Annotated in this window: 16 protein-coding genes; 11 read left to right on the top strand and 5 right to left on the bottom strand. The window is 56.3% G+C overall.

Translation table 11 applies throughout. The annotated features are described in order from the left end of the window. Positions 1 to 5: 5 nt before the first annotated feature. Both QLQ17_RS04665 and QLQ17_RS04660 read left to right on the top strand, forming a co-directional pair. Positions 6 to 1,715, top strand: a complete 1,710-nt coding sequence (locus QLQ17_RS04665) for an ABC transporter substrate-binding protein (protein WP_283208373.1) — start codon at positions 6 to 8, stop codon at positions 1,713 to 1,715. Positions 1,716 to 1,756: 41 nt separating this feature from the next. Further along, entirely contained in the window at positions 1,757 to 2,422 is a 666-nt protein-coding gene (locus QLQ17_RS04660; protein WP_283208372.1) for a substrate-binding periplasmic protein, read from the top strand. A gap of 22 nt (positions 2,423 to 2,444) precedes the next feature. Here the strand turns inward: QLQ17_RS04660 and QLQ17_RS04655 are convergent, their stop codons facing one another. Next, positions 2,445 to 3,323 (bottom strand): bile acid:sodium symporter family protein, encoded by an 879-nt coding sequence (locus QLQ17_RS04655; protein WP_283208371.1) that lies wholly within the window; start codon positions 3,321 to 3,323, stop codon positions 2,445 to 2,447. A 218-nt stretch (positions 3,324 to 3,541) separates the two neighbouring features. Between QLQ17_RS04655 and QLQ17_RS04650 the strand changes: the two genes are divergently transcribed. Next, positions 3,542 to 5,062 (top strand): WS/DGAT/MGAT family O-acyltransferase, encoded by a 1,521-nt coding sequence (locus tag QLQ17_RS04650; RefSeq protein ID WP_283208370.1) that lies wholly within the window; start codon positions 3,542 to 3,544, stop codon positions 5,060 to 5,062. Between the two features lie 2 nt (positions 5,063 to 5,064). Here QLQ17_RS04650 and QLQ17_RS04645 read toward each other — a convergent pair whose 3' ends face one another. After that, positions 5,065 to 5,781: a Crp/Fnr family transcriptional regulator gene (locus QLQ17_RS04645; RefSeq protein ID WP_283208369.1), complete on the bottom strand. Its 717-nt coding sequence runs from the start codon at positions 5,779 to 5,781 to the stop codon at positions 5,065 to 5,067. Between the two features lie 124 nt (positions 5,782 to 5,905). On the opposite strand from QLQ17_RS04645, the gene QLQ17_RS04640 reads away from it, so the two are divergent. Genes QLQ17_RS04640 through QLQ17_RS04630 form a run of 3 tightly spaced genes read left to right on the top strand, consistent with a single transcriptional unit; the run spans position 5,906 to position 8,702 of the window. After that, the gene (locus QLQ17_RS04640) at positions 5,906 to 6,676 is read left to right on the top strand and encodes a class II aldolase/adducin family protein (RefSeq protein WP_283208368.1); all 771 of its coding nucleotides are present in this window, start codon (positions 5,906 to 5,908) and stop codon (positions 6,674 to 6,676) included. A gap of 11 nt (positions 6,677 to 6,687) precedes the next feature. Next, entirely contained in the window at positions 6,688 to 7,281 is a 594-nt protein-coding gene (locus tag QLQ17_RS04635) for an HD domain-containing protein (protein WP_283208367.1), read from the top strand. Between the two features lie 44 nt (positions 7,282 to 7,325). Continuing rightward, positions 7,326 to 8,702 carry a GntP family permease gene (locus QLQ17_RS04630; RefSeq protein ID WP_283208366.1) on the top strand — a complete coding sequence of 459 codons (1,377 nt, stop codon included), beginning with the start codon at positions 7,326 to 7,328 and terminating at the stop codon, positions 8,700 to 8,702. On the opposite strand, the gene QLQ17_RS04625 is transcribed toward QLQ17_RS04630, so the two are convergent. Then, positions 8,699 to 9,319, bottom strand: coding sequence for a TetR family transcriptional regulator (locus tag QLQ17_RS04625; RefSeq protein WP_283208365.1), 621 nt, complete (start codon positions 9,317 to 9,319; stop codon positions 8,699 to 8,701). The genes QLQ17_RS04630 and QLQ17_RS04625 overlap by 4 nt on opposite strands. A gap of 176 nt (positions 9,320 to 9,495) precedes the next feature. Here QLQ17_RS04625 and QLQ17_RS04620 point away from each other — a divergent pair, with 176 nt between their 5' ends. Beyond that, the gene (locus QLQ17_RS04620; RefSeq protein WP_283208364.1) at positions 9,496 to 10,599 is read left to right on the top strand and encodes a ferredoxin reductase; all 1,104 of its coding nucleotides are present in this window, start codon (positions 9,496 to 9,498) and stop codon (positions 10,597 to 10,599) included. A gap of 8 nt (positions 10,600 to 10,607) precedes the next feature. Beyond that, entirely contained in the window at positions 10,608 to 11,699 is a 1,092-nt protein-coding gene (locus QLQ17_RS04615; protein WP_283208363.1) for a fatty acid desaturase family protein, read from the top strand. Here the strand turns inward: QLQ17_RS04615 and QLQ17_RS04610 are convergent. Together QLQ17_RS04610 and QLQ17_RS04605 are read right to left on the bottom strand one after the other, a co-directional pair. Next, entirely contained in the window at positions 11,696 to 13,543 is a 1,848-nt protein-coding gene (locus tag QLQ17_RS04610) for a sensor domain-containing diguanylate cyclase (RefSeq protein WP_283208362.1), read from the bottom strand. The genes QLQ17_RS04615 and QLQ17_RS04610 overlap by 4 nt on opposite strands. Before the next feature lie 114 nt (positions 13,544 to 13,657). After that, positions 13,658 to 14,095: an RrF2 family transcriptional regulator gene (locus QLQ17_RS04605; protein WP_283208361.1), complete on the bottom strand. Its 438-nt coding sequence runs from the start codon at positions 14,093 to 14,095 to the stop codon at positions 13,658 to 13,660. Positions 14,096 to 14,259: 164 nt separating this feature from the next. Between QLQ17_RS04605 and moaA the strand changes: the two genes are divergently transcribed. The 3 genes from moaA (at position 14,260) to QLQ17_RS04590 (ending at position 18,187) form a co-directional block, all read left to right on the top strand. After that, positions 14,260 to 15,252 carry a GTP 3',8-cyclase MoaA gene (gene moaA, locus QLQ17_RS04600; protein ID WP_283208360.1) on the top strand — a complete coding sequence of 331 codons (993 nt, stop codon included), beginning with the start codon at positions 14,260 to 14,262 and terminating at the stop codon, positions 15,250 to 15,252. Between the two features lie 76 nt (positions 15,253 to 15,328). Beyond that, positions 15,329 to 16,861 carry a cryptochrome/photolyase family protein gene (locus tag QLQ17_RS04595; protein ID WP_283208359.1) on the top strand — a complete coding sequence of 511 codons (1,533 nt, stop codon included), beginning with the start codon at positions 15,329 to 15,331 and terminating at the stop codon, positions 16,859 to 16,861. A gap of 84 nt (positions 16,862 to 16,945) precedes the next feature. Further along, on the top strand, positions 16,946 to 18,187 hold the full coding sequence (locus QLQ17_RS04590; protein ID WP_283208358.1) for a substrate-binding periplasmic protein: 1,242 nt from the start codon (positions 16,946 to 16,948) through the stop codon (positions 18,185 to 18,187). The last annotated feature ends 6 nt before the right edge of the window (positions 18,188 to 18,193 follow it).

The raw sequence follows: 18,193 nt of genomic DNA, 5'->3' as shown, positions 1-18,193 counted from the left end.
GATTTATGGTGAGCCGAATATTCTTGGTAATCGCGTCATTGTCTGCGAGTTTTTCCGCGTTGTCTGATCCGCTGGACGACGTCATTGAACATTGGTTGTCACAAGAATTCACTGTATCCACCCTTTCGCCTGCAGAGCAGGCCGAAGAACTGCGATGGTTTCATCGCGCAGCCCAACCTTACCGGGGGATGACGATTCGAGTGGTCTCCGAACGCATCGACACGCACACCTACGAATCCAGTGTGCTGACCAAGGCTTTCGAGGACGTTACCGGCATCCGGGTGGTGCACGAAATTACGGGCGAGGACGACCTCGTAAAAAAAATTCAGGCGCAGATGGATACCGGTCTTAACATCTACGATGGCTACATCAACGACACCGACTTCATCGGCACTCACTACCGTCGCCAGAAAACCCTGGTTCTGTCCGATTACATGAACGGGGCCGGCAAGGCCTTCACCCTGCCAACGCTGGATCTGGAGGATTTCATTGGCCTGGGATTCGGCACGGCTCCGGACGGCAAACTCTACCAATTACCTGATCAGCAATTCGCAAACCTATACTGGTACCGGCATGACTGGTTCTCACGGCCCGACTTGCGGCGTCGGTTCTTTGATATCTACGGCTATCCACTTGGCGTGCCGCAAAACTGGAGTGCCTACGAGGACATTGCCGAATTTTTCAGCGACCACGTTCAGGAAATCGACGGCGTGCAAGTATGGGGTCATATGGATTATGGCCGGACCGACCCGTCACTGGGCTGGCGCATTTCCGACGCCTGGTTAAGCCTTGCGGGTATGGGGGACACCGGCCTGCCAAATGGCCTGCCGGTAGACGACTGGGGCATCCGGGTGGATGGTTGCCACCCGGTTGGAGCATCTGTGGTCCGGGGTGGTGCGTTGAACGGCCCGGCGGCCATATACGCTGTAGAGACCTACATTCGCTGGCTCAAGCGCTTTGCCCCACCCCAGGCACGGGAGCTGACCTTTACGTCCGCTGGCGAGTGGGCAGCCAGGGGCCAGGTGGCGCAGCAAGTGTTCTGGTACACGGCCTTTTTGCCGGCAATGACCGATCCCGATGCGGCCGTCACTGATGACAATGGCAATCCACTATGGCGCGTGGCGCCCTCTCCTCGAGGCGCCTACTGGGAGGAAGGCATGAAATCCGGCTACCAGGACGCCGGTGCCTGGACCTTCCTTACCAGCACGCCGGATGATCGTCTGGCGGCCGCCTGGCTCTATGCCCAGTTCACCGTATCCAAGACCGTTTCGCTGAAAAAGCTTCTGGTTGGTCTAACACCGATTCGACAGTCTGACATTGAATCGGATACGTTCGCAGAACACGCGGGCAAACTCGGGGGATTGGTGGAGTTTTACCGAAGTCAGGCTCGGTACGTATGGACCCCGACTGGCACCAACGTGCCAGATTACCCCGCGCTATCTGGTCTCTGGTGGCACCATATTTCCAGGGCGATCCGAGGCGACGACAGCGTAGAGAACGTCATGACCGCCATGGCGGCGGATTTCGACGAGCGCCTATCAACAATTGCAAGGCATCAAGGCCGGCTTTGCGAGCCCCGGCTCAATAAGCCTGAGACAGCTAGACACTGGTTGAGTCTTCCTGGCGCCCCAAAAGCAGCACGGGACACAAAACCAAAGCCAATGACACTGCCCCATGAGGAGGCGATTCGGTTATGGCAATCGCACGCCGACTAGCAACAGCTTTGATGTTGCTCTGGCTCATCTCAGGAGCTGCGGTGGCCAAACCTCCGGTCACGCTGATCACGTTCAACGCGCCTCCTCTGGTAGAAGTCCTGTCGGGCAAACCTCAGGGTGGTTATGCACTGACTGTTGTGCGCCGCATTTTCGACCTGGCCGACGTGGATTTCCAGCTGCGGGTCTATCCGGAAAAACGATCGATCCTTATGGCCTATGAGCAACCTCGTGTTTGCACCTTTCCAATCGACCGCTCTCAAGAACGGGAAACCAATCTGCACTGGATCGGTCCGGTTTCCATCAGTCGTCATGGGCTTTATAGCCGCCCCGACAGCCATCTATCACTTCGAACCCTTGAAGACGCCAAGCCGTTAAGCATCAGTACACACCTTGGCGGCGTCATCGGCGAGAGCTTGCAGGGTGCCGGATATCGCGTAACTCAAACACGCACACCTGAACTTGGCCTGAGAATGCTGATGGCCAACCGGGTGGATCTTTGGGCGTCGGATGTCAGGGCTGCTTCCGAGGTAGCAGGCACTGCCGGGGTGCTTCTGAGTGAGCCCGCTCTGGTATTCTTTACCACCCTGCGCTCAATGGGCTGTAGTCTGGCCCTTGATCCGAAAACACTCGATAATCTCGAAAAAGCCTACCGACAGTTACGCGACAGCGGCGAACTGGAAGAGCTGCTGAACACTCACGGCCTCTGAGCCCGAGGCAGATGGCACAGATTCAATGACGAGGGTCGCCTCCCGGAATCACACGACGGCCATAGGCGGCCAGCAAAAACCCGATGGGAAACATCAACACGCCATACACCGCGGCTGGAATAGACATAGTGCTGGACTCCAGCAAGGTGAGGGTAACCAGTAAGGCGATGGTGCTGTTTTTGATGCCAAGCTCTACCGCCACCGCCATGGACTCTCGCTGGGACAAGCCGCCAGCCCGGCCAGCCAGCAAACCCACTGAAATACCCGCCAGATTCAGCAGAACCGTCGCAGGACCGGCCTGCTGCAACAGCGTCCAAACCTGATCCCGAACACCGTACAGTAACCCCACCACCAGCACGGCAAGAACAATACCGCCGAATAGACTCACCACGTTTTCCGCTTTCTGGGCCAACGCGGGATTACGGGTACGGATGATCATCCCGAGGCCTACTGGAAACAGCACAATACCGACCAACATGCCAACGGTACGCAGAACAGGCAGCGAAATGGATTCGGTTTCGCCGGCGTAAAACTGGAGGGCGTAATTGGTGAACAAGGGCAGCGTGACGATGGTAATCAGGCTCGCACTGACGGTCAGCACAATGGACAACGCAATGTTGCCACGGGACAGCAACACAAAAAGATTGGATGTGGTGCCGCCCGGGCAAGCCGCGATGATCACCAGCCCGACTGCAATGGCAGGCGACAGGCCCAGCATGGAGGCCAGGGCAAACGCAATCAGCGGCATCAGGAGAATCTGGGCAACCGTGCCGATGATCAGCCCTTTGGGGTATACCGCCACCAGGCGGAAGTCCCTAACAGTGAGCGTCATGCCGATACCGATCATGATGATAAACAGAGCAATCGGTAGCCCGGCAGATATCAGTGGACTGGACTCCACGTCACCTCCAATCGTTTTTATTGTTCTTAAGTTAGCCAGCTAAAGAAAATAGCACATGCGATGAGAAACGGTCCCGATTCCTGATAAAAAATGAACCTTCTCGTTTGTCTGTTCGTGTGATTGTCTGACTTGTTGCGTATACTTACTGGCCATAAATAAATTGACGGAAAGGCCCCGGAAGGCTATCCGTTTAAGTAGACCAATTCAGGGGATTACCAATGAAACGCCTGGGGACACTGGACGCATCCTGGCTCGCCGTGGAGTCGGAAGACACTCCAATGCATGTCGGAAACCTGCAGATTTTTACGTTACCGGAGAACGCTCCGGAAACCTTTCTTCGAGACATGCTGACCAAGATGAAAGCGGATGGAGAAATTGCTCCTCCCTGGTGTTACAAGCTGGCGTTCCCCGGCTATTTGGGTCGGGTTCTGGCCCCGTCCTGGAAGGTCGACAAGGACATCGACCTGGATTACCACGTTCGCCATTCAGCCTTGCCGCGCCCCGGTAGCGAACGGGAACTGGGCATTCTGGTATCCCGCCTTCATTCGAACCCTCTGGATTTCGCGCGCCCGCTTTGGGAATGCCACATTATAGAAGGACTGGAAAACAACCGGTTTGCGCTCTACACGAAAATGCATCACTCGCTGATCGACGGCATCAGTGGCGTACGTTTGCTGCAGCGGGTTCTGAGTACCAACCCGAATGACACCGACATGCCGCCGCCCTGGGCTGTTCGGCCCGAGCGTACCCGAGCCAGTAAATCTGACGAAGAAGCGAGCGTGACAGCCGCCCTGGCTCAGGCCAAGGAAGCTCTTAAATTGCAGGCCGATATGGCGCCACGCCTGGCCAAGGCCATGACCCGTCTGGTCAATTCCGTTCGCCACCCCGAAGACGGGCTGACCGCGCCTTTCGCAGGGCCGGTGTCGGTGTTGAATCACCGCGTGACACCGCAGCGCCGGTTTGCGACGCAGCACTATCAGCTTGATCGCATCAAGCAGGTAGCTCATGCGGCAGAGGGCTCACTGAACGACATCGTTCTGTATCTTTGTGGTACCGCACTACGACGCTTCCTGCTCGAGACCGATAACGTGCCTGAAACACCGCTGACGGCAGGCATTCCCGTGAACATCCGGCCAGCGGACGATCAGGGGACAGGCACACAGATCAGCTTTATGATCGCTTCCCTGGCCACGGATCAGGAAGACCCGATTGTGCGACTTCAGCACATCAAACAGTCCACGAGAAAGGCCAAGGAACACCTTCAAAAACTGCCCAAGAAGGCACTGACCCAATACACCATGCTACTGATGTCGCCGTACATCCTTCAGCTGATGTCGGGCATGGGTGGTCGCATGCGCCCAGTGTTCAACGTCACTATTTCGAATGTTCCAGGCCCGGAACAGTCGCTGTATTTCCAGGGTGCCAAACTGGAGGCCATGTACCCGGTGTCGCTGATCGCGCACGGCGGTGCATTGAACATCACCTGCCTGAGTTATTCAGGATCACTGAACTTTGGCTTCACCGGCTGCAGGGACACGCTGCCAAGCATGCAGAGACTGGCCGTTTACACAGGTGAAGCCCTGGACGAGCTGGAAAGCCTGCTGCTGCCACCGGAAGAGAAGGCAGCGCCCACAGTTGCAGAAACCAAAAAGCCGGCGGCCAAGAAAAAACCGGCAACCCGCAAACCGGCTGCAAGCAAGAAAGCCGCTCCGCGACGCAAAACCACTGCCAAAACCTGACCTCAGCCCAGATCAGCCCGGCCAAGAAACGCCTGTAAGGCGGCCGGGTTGGTCAGGGTCATTCGGCCGTAGCCGAGTTCTACCAGCCCTTCGGCTTCGAACGCCTTTATCCATTTATGAACGCCCTGGCGGGTCATTCCCATCATGTTGGCCATGTGTTCGCGGGTGATCCACAGCGTCACCGGGTCCTTTCCGGCCTCTCCGGTGCCCTGAATCTGAGCCAGGAAAAGCAGGCGCCGCCCGATTCGCGTGGGAATATTCCGTAGTGCGTCATCCTCTATAATAGACATGGCCGCCCACAAACGGCGGCTGACCATATCCAGTGCCACCGGGTAAGACTGGGGGTACCGTCCCATCAATGCCCTGAACTCCTCACCGGGTAACTCCACCAGCTTCACAGGCTCATGGGCGGTGGCGCCGTAAACCCTGGGTACCCCAGGCGAAAACACGGCGTCACCAAACCAGGCACCCGCACTGAACATAATCAACGTCGCCTCACGACCTTCCGCGTTGATCGAGCTGATACGTACCACGCCTTCGGCGATCACGCACAGAGTCGTGTTCATGGCGCCCTGCTCGTATATCTGCTCGTTGGCGTTGAAGGCTCGGATACGGCCAATGGCCGCAAGCTCATCCAGGGCCTCTGGCGGAAAGCCAGACAGCAACGGGCAATCGGCAAGAATGTTTTTAGCGATCGTCATGCCCTGATTGTAAACCAATTGACATTCCTTGCCGCTTTGAACTGCCTAAACTTGACTATATTGAAGTGGCGATGTCTGAGCTGCAGGACTGCTGCTCTGATCGCCCCCTCCTTACAACATCAACAATGACATGAGGTGTCTTATGCCCGGCCTGCTTTCTATTCCATCCAAAAAAGGTGAGGTCAGTGAGGAAGAATGGCAACTGCGCGTTGATCTGGCTGCCGCCTACCGTCTGGTTGCCCTGTATGGCTGGGATGACCTGGTTTTCACGCACATTTCCGCCCGCATTCCCGGCGATGAACACCATTTTCTGATCAACCCCTACGGCATGATGTTCGAAGAAATCACCGCCTCCAGCCTGGTGCGCATTGATCAGGAAGGCAACAAGCTGAACCCGGACGATTTCGACGTGAATCCGGCGGGGTTCACCATTCACAGCGCCATTCACGCCGTACGGGACGACGCGGCCTGCGTGATGCACCTGCACACCACCGATGGCATTGCCGTGTCGGCCCAGCAGGAAGGTTTGCTGCCGCTGTCGCAACAAAGCCTGTTTGCTCTGTCGAGCATGTCTTACCACGACTATGAGGGCGTTGCCCTGCGTGAAGATGAAAAAGCGCGCCTGCAGAAAGATCTGGGCGATGCCAACTTCATGATTCTGCGGAATCACGGGTTGCTGACAACCGGTGCCAGTATCGCCGACGCATTCCTGAGCATGTTTATCCTGCAGCGCTCCTGCGAAATCCAGGTGCGTGCCCTTGCCGGCAACCAGCCCCTCACCCCGGTGCCAGCTGGCATCGTGGAAACCATGCAACAGCAGGCAGCGCAAGTCACCAAAGGCCTGGGCGGTCACTTGGCGTGGCCAGGACTGCTGCGCAAGCTGGACCGCATTGACAACAGTTTTCGAGATTAAGGAGCGCCATCATGAGCCAAGCAACTGCTGAGCATGCGACCTTCACCCACATGAAGGACGGCACGAAAGAAGACTGGCAAATCATCGCCAAAAATTTTGGCGAATTTGCCCGGGGCCTGCCGGACCGCATCATGGACCACCTGATGCTGCTGAAAGGCGATTTCGGAGGCTTTCCCGTGGATCGGCTGACCCACTGCCTGCAAACCGCAACCCTGGCGCACCGGGACGGCAAGGACGATGAATACGTGGTCTGCGCCCTGTTGCACGACATCGGCGATACACTGGGATCCTACAACCATGCCGACGTGGCGGCAGTGCTGCTAGAACCGTTTGTCAGCGAGGCCAACCACTGGATGGTCAAGCATCACGCGATTTTCCAGGGCTATTATTTCTTCCATTACCTGGGCATGGATCGCGACCTGCGCAACCAGTACAAGGACAGCCCCCACTTCATGCGCACCATCGAATTTGTGAGCAAATACGATTCCCCCGCATTTGATCCGGACGGTGAAACGCTGCCGCTGTCCTATTTCGAACCCATGCTGCGGAAAGTCTTCGCAAAGCCCGTTCGTTCACTGTACAAGGAGGCAGAAGGCGTCATGTGACGCCCCTGGCTTTTCGGACCCAATAACAACAACGGAACGCGTTTATGCTTGCAAACCTCGGCCTTATGGCCGGTCTGGTCCTGCTCATCATCATGGCCCTGCGGGGCGTCAACATTCTTGTAGCCGCCCTTGTAGCCAGCCTGGTGGTGGCCATCACCAACGGCATGGGCTTTTCAGCCGCCCTGCTGGAGCACTTTCCGTTCGGGCCACTTGGCGCGTTCAGCTTCGCCGGCAAGTTCTTCGTGCTGTTTCTGACCGGCGCCATCTTCGGCAAGATGATGGCCTCCAGCGGGGCCGCCGGATCGATCGCCAGCGCCATCACGCGAAGTCTGGGGGCCAAGCGCACCATCCTGATCACCATGCTGGTCTGCGCGCTGCTGACGTATGGCGGTGTCGTCGTCTTTGTGGTGATCTTTACCATGTACCCGCTGGGCGTGGCGCTGATGCGCGAGGCCAACCTTCCCAAACGGCTTTTCTGTGGTGCAACGGCCCTGGGCGCCGGCACGTTCACCATGACCGCGTTGCCGGGCACGCCGTCGATTCATAACGTCATCGCGGCCACGTCACTCGGTACCGACCTGTTCGCAGGCGCCTTGATTGGCCTGACCGCAGCGGCCGTGATGTTCGTCCTTGGCATGGTCTATCTGGAACGCCAATGGACCAAAGCCCGCGCCAATGGCGAGGGATACCAGGTGAACGATCAGGACAAGGCCATGGAAAATCTGGCCCCGGCCCTGCAACATGGCCCGCCCTGGAAGGCCAGCATCATCCCGCTGGCTCTGGTTCTGGGGACGATCATTCTGCCCCGCCTGCTCACGGCGCTGGGCATTGCCAGTGAAGAGACAGCGGGCATCGGCCCGCTGATTGCGTTTGCCGGCAACGAACCGATTCTGTGGCCCAGCTTTGCCCTGATGATTGGGGCAGGCAGCTGCGTGCTGCTCTTTGCCGACTTTCGAGCCAAAGCCATGGAGAGCCTGGGTGCTGGCGCTAACGACGCGATCATGCCGCTACTGAATACTGCCGCGGTTATCGGCTTCGGGAGTGTGGTGACGCAGACTGAGGGCTTCAACAGCTTTGCCCAGTGGGTGCTGGATCTGCCGCTACCGCCGCTGCTGTCGGTGTTCGCGTCGGTCAGTGTGGTATCGGCCATCGTGGGCTCAGGATCTGGTGGGTTGCAGATCTTTATGCAAACGTTTGCTGAGAATTATCTGCAAATGGGCGTGGAACCAGAAACCCTCCACCGGATCGCCACTCTGGGCTCCGGCGGCATTGATTCACTACCCCATTGCGGCGCCGTGATCGCCATGCTGACCATCATGGGTTTGAAGCACAAAGAGGCTTACAAAGACATCTTCGTGGTGACGGTCGCCATTCCGGTGATTGCCACGCTGCTGGCGATCGGACTGGTCTCCGTGCTCTAGCGATTCCAGTTCGCGGCGCCCACAAAGATCAGCTGCAAAAAGCGCGCGGTGCGCTTTCTCACCTGATCCACCTGATAGTCGTCGTCCGGCGCAATGCCCAGCACGTCGGTCAGGCTGAAGGCTACGCTTCGAACAACCAGATCACAGGTCATCTCCAAATCAGCGTCATTCAGGTGCTCGACCACGCGTAACCTGCGAAGGTCGTTGGCCAGCTCACTGGCAAAGTACCGCATTTCACTGCGAATTCCTTCCTGCACTGCCCGGCTTTCACCGGCCAGCCCCTGGGCCATAAAGGTGAAGTAGCTTCGGTTGTTCTGGGCGTGGCTGATAAAGATGCCCACCGATTCGTCAATCAACTTGTCCGCCTGCAGCACGTTCGACCGGGCGTCGCGCATCATGCGTCTCAGCACCAGGCCGAGCTCATCCACCAGTTGCAGGCCGAGGTCGTCCATGTTTCGAAAGTGTCGGTAGAACGAGGTGGGCACCACGCCGGCCTGACGGGTTACCTCACGGATACCGAGACTCGCAAAATGCCGCCCCTTTCCAACCAGCGCGAGCGCAGCTTCCATCAGTTTTTCCCGGGTTTCACCGGGTTTGGGCCTGGGTTTGTCCGCCATTGACTGCCTTTAACCTGTCCACTCTGAAAGAACACGAGTGTACACAATGCGCGCCGAAAAATAACCAGACTTGTCATTACAGGCCAACCCACATTGCCTGATTGCGTCACCACTGAGCCATGTGTACAGTCGTACACAGATGTGAACAGTTGTACACAAGAGCAAAGGAGACCACCATGCTTGCTCAGCTTCAGACATCACAGGCACTGCACTGGCTCGGACGCCAGTTATTTAATCGTAACGACCCTGCGGCATTCTTTGACCCGCTGCTGGAACGTATCGACCCCCTTCTGGCGCAACAGACCATCCGCGCCCGTGTCGTCTCAGTTCTACCAGAAACCTCGGACACGAAAACCTTCCTGCTGCAACCGGCCAGCCGCTGGAAAGGCTTTCGCGCGGGGCAACATGTGGCCCTGTCCATGGACATTCAGGGTGTCCGTAGAACACGGACATTTACCCTTTCCAGTACACCGGCTCAATGGCGGCGCGACGGCACCGTTTCAGTGACCGTCAAGCGGGTAAACGGTGGGCTGGCGACCGGCTGGATGCACGACAACCTGCACCCTGGCCGCACCATCAGCCTGAGCGAGGCCTTCGGCGATTTCGATCTGCCCCCCATAGCAGAACCAACGCTCTACATCGCAGGCGGCAGCGGTATCACGCCGGTGTTGAGTCATCTGGAAACAATGGCGGAATCGCAATTTCAAGCGCCAGTGACACTGTTGTATTACGTGCGCACCCATCGCGACGTCATTGCTGCAGACCGGCTCAGATCGCTCACGGACAAGTGGCCGGCGCTGACTGTCCGCATCTACCCAACGGAAGAACCGGGACAGGATCATCGTCTGAATGACCGCCAGCTTGATGAGGTACCAGGCATCAGCGCACGTCGATGCTATTTGTGCGGCCCAACCGGCCTGATGGATCTGGCTGACAAGCTGCTTTATCGCCGGAACGTGCCGGAAGACCAGATTCATCGCACGTTTTTCTCGGCGCCTTCAGTAATGCTGAATACCGATTCTCTCGGCGGCGAGGTGCAGTTTTCGAACACCGGCACCCAGGCTGAATCCTCCGGCGATGCATCGTTGCTGGATATCGCCGAAGCTTCCGGGCTATCTCCCAAACACGGTTGCCGCATGGGCATCTGCCATCAGTGCAGCTGCCGCAAATCCAGAGGCACCGTCGTGAATCGTCTGACCGGGAAGGCATCCGGCTCCGGCGAAGAAACCATTCAACTTTGCGTATCCGTGCCTGCAGGCACGGTCGCAATCGATCTATAGGAGGCTTTATGAAACATTTGAATGAAGCCCAACTGAACGAACTGCAACAGGATCTTGATCAGATTCGCGACCAGGTGGTGGCGGATCTTGGCGAGCGGGACGCAAACTATATCCGCCGCATTGTGCGACTGCATCGGGGCCTGGAAATCGGTGGCCGGGTCATGATGCCCTTTGGCTTTATCCCACCGGTATTTCTCGCAGCGACCACGTCACTGGGCCTGTCTAAAATCATTGAGAACATGGAAATCGGCCACAACGTGATGCACGGTCAGTACGACTGGATGAACGACCCGTCCCTGAACTCCCAGACGTATGAGTGGGACACCGTCTGTACCGGGGATTCCTGGCGCCGCACCCACAACTACGAACATCACACCTACACCAACATCATTGGCAAGGACCGCGATTACGGCTATGCGCTGTTGCGGTTGAGCGACGATAACCGCTGGCGGCCGGCGCATCTTTTGCAGTTCGTCAATTACGTGCTGCTGAGCGTGTTTTTCCAGTGGGGCGTGGGGCTGCATGAACTTGAAGCAGAGAGACTCCGTCACCGCGAAATATCACTGAAAGACAAGCGCCCGTTCCTGAAAGACTTCCTTCGTAAAGGCGGACGGCAGGCCTTCAAGGACTACCTTTTCTTTCCACTGGTCACTCTGCCGGTGGCGCCCATCGTATTGGCTGGTAACGTCAGTGCGAACCTGATGCGCAACCTGTGGTCGTCCAACGTTATTTTCTGCGGTCACTTCACCCAGGATGCGGAAACCTTCACCGAAGAGGAGTGCGAGGGTGAAAGCAAAGGGCACTGGTATCTGCGCCAGCTGACCGGCTCGAGCAACTTCACCGGTAGTCGTTGGGTTCACCTGCTGAGTGGGCACTTGAGCTATCAGATTGAACACCACGTGTTTCCGGATCTACCAGCTCACCGTTACCCGGAGATTTCGGAAAAGGTTCAGGCGGTATGCGAAAAACATGGCATTCACTACAACACTGGAAGCTTTGCCAAACAGTATGGAACCGTGCTGAAGCGCATCATCGGCTTCTCTCTGCCGGACCGTGTGCGCCAGCGCGTGCTGCCCGGTTTCAGTGAGGCTGCCGCCTAGACGGGTGAAATCTGGGCAGCCCCGGGAGGCACCTCAGGGATGCATTCACGGTAAACCACCGTGTTGCGTCCCTCCTGCTTGGCGTCGTACAACGCTCTATCGGCAACATCGATCATGTCATCTGCGTCGATACGCCCACCCGGGGCCACCGTTGCAACCCCGACACTCACCGTGACGTCGATGGCCTGGCCGCTCCAGAAGAAATTCAGGTTGTCGGCCACGCTTTTACGAATGGCCTCTGCCCGGTTCTTTGCACCCTCGGATCCGGTATCAGGCAGAATAACGGCAAATTCCTCGCCCCCGTATCGCGCGACCACGTCGGCTCTGCGAGACACGCCCTCGGCAATAACGCTTGCGATTTTTCTCAGGCAACTATCTCCGGCCAAATGGCCGTGGGTATCGTTCAGTGGCTTGAACAGATCTACATCAATCATTAGCAGCGACAGCGGTCCGTTTCTGCTGGAGCGGCCGACTTCCAGGTCCAGCCGTTCATCGAAGAAGCGTCGGTTGTAAAGGCCTGTCAGCCCGTCCGTGGCACTGAGCGCTTCCAGTTTTCTGTTCACCACTTCCAGTTCAGAGGTTCGCTCAGACACTCGCTGCTCTAACTGAAGATTCATCTCTTCCTGAATCCTCTGGTTTTCCAGCATCAGCAGCCTTAACCTGGCCGCCATCGCCAGAGACAGCAGAACGGCCTCAAACGCAGATCCGATCTGAATGGCGTACTCGGTCAAGAAGTTAGCGGGCAGCAGGCCAAAGGTCTTGAGGGTGTACAACATCATGCCAGCCAGCAACGCCGACCAGGCAATCATGAAATACCGCGCTGGCCGGAAACCCTGATACAGCGTGATCAGGCCGCCAGCGAGAATAAACAGAACCGAAACCGACGCCACAAAAGTGGTAATCCTGATGACCGGCCCGTAGTCAGGGTAGGCCAAAGCAGCAACAGCCATGAAAGGGAAAAAGGCCATCACAGTCACAATGACCCTGTTCAGCCAGGGTACGTTTTCCTGAAGCAACAGGAACGACCGCGAGAAACCAAGGATGCTGAACATCCCCATGGCAATAAAGAAAGAGATAGCGCGATTGTTCCACCAGCCCATTTCCGGCCATAGGTGCTCGAATGCAAGCCCGTTCACCGTCAACTGCAACAGACCGTAAAACACAATATATGAGACGTACCAAAGGTAGTTTGAATCACGAGTAGACAGGAAAATCAGCAGGTTAAACACTGCCATGCACAACAACAGTCCATAATAAAGCCCGAACACAAAACGTTCCTGGTGGTCGGCACCGCTGAACGCTTCGTTGGTCCACAGCAACAGCGGCATCATGACAGACCCTGTGGTCTCTACCCGGAAAAACAGATCAACGGTTTCGCCCTGCTCAAGATCAAGACGGAAGTTAATGTTGTGATGTTTGCGACCCCGGCTGTCGAACTTGATCGCGTCACCCGCGACATAATGCTCAATGTCTCCGCTGCTCCGAACCACGTAGAGATCCACTCTATCGATGATCGAATACATACCTTCAAGAACCCAGTCGGTTGAAGGGCCATCGCGATTGTGAAGCCGGGTGTGAAACCAATAGGGGGACTCGGAGAAGCCGAAATTGTGGGCCTGGTCCGGGCGTTCAAAGTTGGCGATGGAAGGCCACTGGGAAACAATGTCTTCGATGGCGTATTGGTCAGCGGCGTCTTCAAAATAAGAAAGATTGCGGGAAATGTTCACCCGCTCGCTGGCCTCCTGCAATACGACAGGACGCGAGTCCTTAATCGGACTGTTGGCGTTGGCAATCCCTCCCACTAGCAAAAGGCAGAAAGCCAAAATCAGATTGAAACGAAGCAAAAAGCGCCTCTTGAACCGGATTATTGTTGTTGATGGTGCAAACTTTAGTCTAACCCAGTAAAAGGCGCGGTGCCCGCGAAAGGTGTCACCGATTTGCAGTAATTAATTTGGCAATCAGTTGACCTGCAACAGCCTCAACAATTGGGGACGGTGCGCGCTCGGAATGACATCCGCCAGCGTGTATTTATCCAGGGTCTCAAGGAAGGCCTGCATGGCTTCACTGAACATACCCTTCAACCCGCACACCGGAGCAATACGGCAAGAGTTGTTGCCGGTCAGACACTCAACAACCCCCAGCTCGTTCTCGGTTTCCCGTATCAGCACGCCAATGTTGATGTCGGCGGGTGACAGTCTCAGCCTCATGCCACCTTTCTTGCCTCGAACGGTTTCGATATAACCCTTTTTGTTCAGCTGGTGGACCACCTTCATCAGGTGATTGCGAGATATGTCATAACTTTCACTGATTTGCTGAATGGTCGACAGCTCGTCTCCCTGGCTGGCGAGATACACCAAAACTCTTAATGAATAATCGGTATAGCGGGTTATGTGCATTAAAGTACTCCGAAACCTTTCAGTCGTCGTAAAAGGAACCCAGGGAATTTAAAATTGATACGAATTGACGACACAGTCGGTTCTCTTGTCGTCTCACGATCCATGGTCTTCAATATGTTTGGTGTGCCACACTGACGACAGTCGACATTAAATGATGACAGCCTATGACTACCTCGAAGCTGACAGACCGTTTTGGACGCACCGTTAACTATGTGCGCCTGTCTGTAACGGATCGCTGCGATTTTCGTTGCGTGTACTGCATGGCAGAAGACATGACGTTTTTGCCTCGCCAGCAGATTCTGAGCCTGGAAGAAATCGCCAGGGTTGCGCGCACCTTTGTCTCTCTCGGCACCGAAAAGATTCGACTGACCGGTGGCGAGCCACTGGTGCGCCGGGGCATTCTGGATCTGGTGGGTGAAATCGGCACGTTGGGGCTGCGAGATTTCGCCATGACCACCAACGGCAGCCAGTTGGCCACCATGGCAGACAAGCTGCGACGAGCCGGGCTAAAACGACTGAACATCAGCCTGGATTCGCTGGACGCCGACCACTTCCGGAGTATTACCCGAACCGGTGAATTGAAACGGGTACTGGAGGGCATTGATGCTGCCCTTGATGCTGGTTTTGATGGCATCAAGCTCAACACCGTGGTGATGAAAGGCGGCAATGATGATCAGGTGCCCGAACTGGTGGAGTTTGCCCGTCGAAAAGGCATCGATATTACCTTTATCGAGGAAATGCCGCTGGGCGAAATCTCGGAGCACGACCGCGGCGAAGTACTCTGCACCAGCGACGAAGTGCGACAAATCATTACGAAACACCACGAACTCCTGCCTACAACGGAAGATTCCGGTGGCCCGGCCCGCTACTACCGGATGCCAGACAGCCAAACCCGGGTAGGTTTCATTTCACCCCATTCCCACAACTTCTGCTCTACCTGCAATCGCGTGCGCGTAACAGTGGAAGGCCGTCTTCTGCTGTGTCTGGGTAATGAGCATTCGGTGGATTTGCGAGATGTGCTGAGGGCTTACCCGGAAAGTGACGAAAAGCTTCGCGACACCATCATAGGCGCCATGGACCTGAAACCGGAAAGGCATCATTTCTCGTCAGATGGCGATGTTCAGATCCTCCGATTCATGAATATGACCGGCGGTTAAACGCGAGGAAATAGATTCGCATCCCCTGTCGTTGTCCAAACAAACAGACGACAGTCAGAAGAGTGACCGACCCGCCATGGCAAACCTGATTCTGATTCTCGGCGACCAGTTAACTGCGGATATAAGTGCCCTGGAAGGCGCCGATCCGAAATCTGACCAGATCGTCATGGCCGAGGTTCACGACGAAGCCAGTTACACCAACCATCACAAGAAAAAGCTCGTACTGCTGTTCAGCGCCATGCGGCACTTTGCCCAGCGACTGGAAGACAAAGGCTGGACGGTGCATTACCAGGCTTATCATCCCGACAATGCCGCACAATCCCTGGAAGCAGTGATTGCCAGCCATTTACGTGAGCAGGGCTCAGAACGAGTCATCACTACCGAATGCGGTGAATGGCGACTTCACGAACAAATCAGCCAATGGCACGAATCCCTGGGTGTTCCAGTCGAGATCCGCACGGATACCCGCTTCATCGCCAGCAAGCAGGAATTTCTGGACTGGGCCGAAGGCCGTAAGCAATTGCGCATGGAGTTTTTTTACCGCGAGATGCGCCGCAAAACCGGCCTGCTGATGACGTCAGAAGGCAAACCGGAGGGAGGCGAGTGGAACTTCGACGCCGACAACCGCCGAAAATGGACCGGGAAACCCTCCGCGCCCGCGCCCTTTCGCGTTGAACCCGATCCGGTCACCAACGACGTGATTGAACTGGTCAACGAGCATTTCCCGGACCATTTTGGTACCACCGAAGACTTCCATTTTGCGGTGACTTCTGAAGACGCGGAACGGGCCCTCGCGCACTTTATGGATTTCGCACTTCCTTGTTTCGGCGATTTTCAGGATGCCATGTCTGACGAGGAAGACTGGCTGTTCCATTCGATCCTGTCCCCCTACATCAATTGCGGTTTACTGGATCCGTTGTCCGTTTGTGAAGCCGCCGCCCAGGCGTGGTACGCCGGCCAAGCGCCGATCAACGCGGTGGAAGGGTTTATCCGGCAAATTCTGGGTTGGCGGGAGTTTGTGCGCGGCATTTACTGGATGACCATGCCGGACTACGCGAAAGAGAACCGGCTTGGCAATACCGGCGCCTTGCCCTGGTTCTACTGGACGGGCGACACCAGAATGCGCTGCATGCACAAAGCCATTGACGCTACCCGTCGCAACGCCTATGCCCATCATATTCAGCGGCTGATGGTGACGGGAAACTTCGCCCTGCTGGCGGGCGTCAAACCCGAGGAGATCTGCGACTGGTATCTGGCCGTCTATGCCGATGCGTACGACTGGGTAGAACTGCCGAACGTGCTGGGTATGGTGATGCACGCTGATGGCGGCTACCTGGGCTCCAAACCCTACGCCGCGAGCGGCAAGTATATTCAGCGCATGTCAGACCACTGTGCCAACTGCCATTACAAAGTGAACAAGTCCACAGAAGAGGACGCCTGTCCTTTCAACGCGCTTTACTGGCATTTTATCGACCGCCACCGGGATGACTTTGCCAACAATCCACGCATGGGGATGATGTACAAAAACTGGGACAAACAAGATCCAGACAGACGCGAGGGCTTGTTGAAACGGGCGGAACATCTGCTGGCCAACCTGAACAGTATTTAATCAACTGCGAATCCAGAATGCTGGTTTACTGCTACTCTTAAATAAGCGATTGGCTGACAATCGGTTTAGGATAGCTTCGGAGCCATGGAACAGATCAGAGCCACTGTACTGGCCGCGTTAGCGGCCTTTATGCTGGCAGCCCCGATAAAAGCAGATGTCATTAATCTGCTCACGTTTCCCGCCCCACCTTATCAGATCGTTGATGAGCTGTCGGAGGGCCAGAGTACCGTGCACGGTTTGACGGTCAATACGGTGCGCTGTGCAACTCAACGAATCGGCATGACCGCCAGCGTCAAGGCCGTTCCTCCTCGCAGGGCAATCGAGTTTTTGCGGAATAACACGATTGACGGTTACTTTGCGGTAGACCCCTCTACGTCCCTGGACCTGATTGCAACCCGCACTGACCCCATCTCCCTCGAGAAGTGGTATCTGGTCTCGCGCTCCGGTGATGCCTTGCCGAACACCCCTCGCATTGGCGCTGTTAGCGGAAGCAATGAAGAAGCCTGGCTTCTCGCGAATGGCAAAGCCATTTACCTGACAGTTCGCACGTCACAGCAACTCATCAATCTTCTGAAACGCAAGCGAATTGATCACGCCCTGATGGACCGGCGCGTGCTGCATTCACTGGATAACACTCAGGACCTGACCATCGAATTCCTGCGCTATGTTCCTCTGCATCTATATATGAGCCTCCCATTCGTCAGCAAGCACCCCGCGTTCATTCGTCGTTTCAATGAGCAGATTGCAGGCTGCATTAACGGCACTTTTATGCTTGATGCGGCGGAATCCGCGCAGATTCGAGGGCGCGCTTACGATCTGTTTCAGAGCCTCGAGAAACGCATTTCATTGCCGGATGCGATAGCTGAGGGCCCCCAGACTTCCAGCCTGGCGGAAATTCTTAACCTGGATGCCCAATGGCAGGTGCTGGCCCCTGACACCCATTCAAACATGGCCAGGCGCGTGGCCGAAACACCCGCCTCGACCGTGCTTCGCAACTGGCAGGAGGAACAAGGTTCACTGGTAACTGAGGTCATGCTGACAAACAGCATAGGGGCACTCGTGGCGATGAGTCAGCTGACCTCGGATTTCTGGCAAGGCGACGAACCCAAGTTCGAAAGTCACATCCGAACAGAGACCCGCAACCTGTATGTATCGCCGATACGCTACGATGCATCCACCGGCAGATTCCAGGTAACGGTCAGTTTGCCCATACTGGTCAAAGGCCGCTGGATTCCGGTCGGTGTGCTGGCAATCGGTTTGGACGCGGAAAAGGCACTGACCGGTGAGCAACACGTCCCGCACCTGACCGGGGCGCCCTCTCCCTGATCGATT

Origin of the sequence: Marinobacter sp. CHS3-4 (genome assembly GCF_030053415.1) — a bacterium.
GTDB lineage: Bacteria > Pseudomonadota > Gammaproteobacteria > Pseudomonadales > Oleiphilaceae > Marinobacter.
This window is presented reverse-complemented; position numbering and strand designations above follow the sequence as displayed.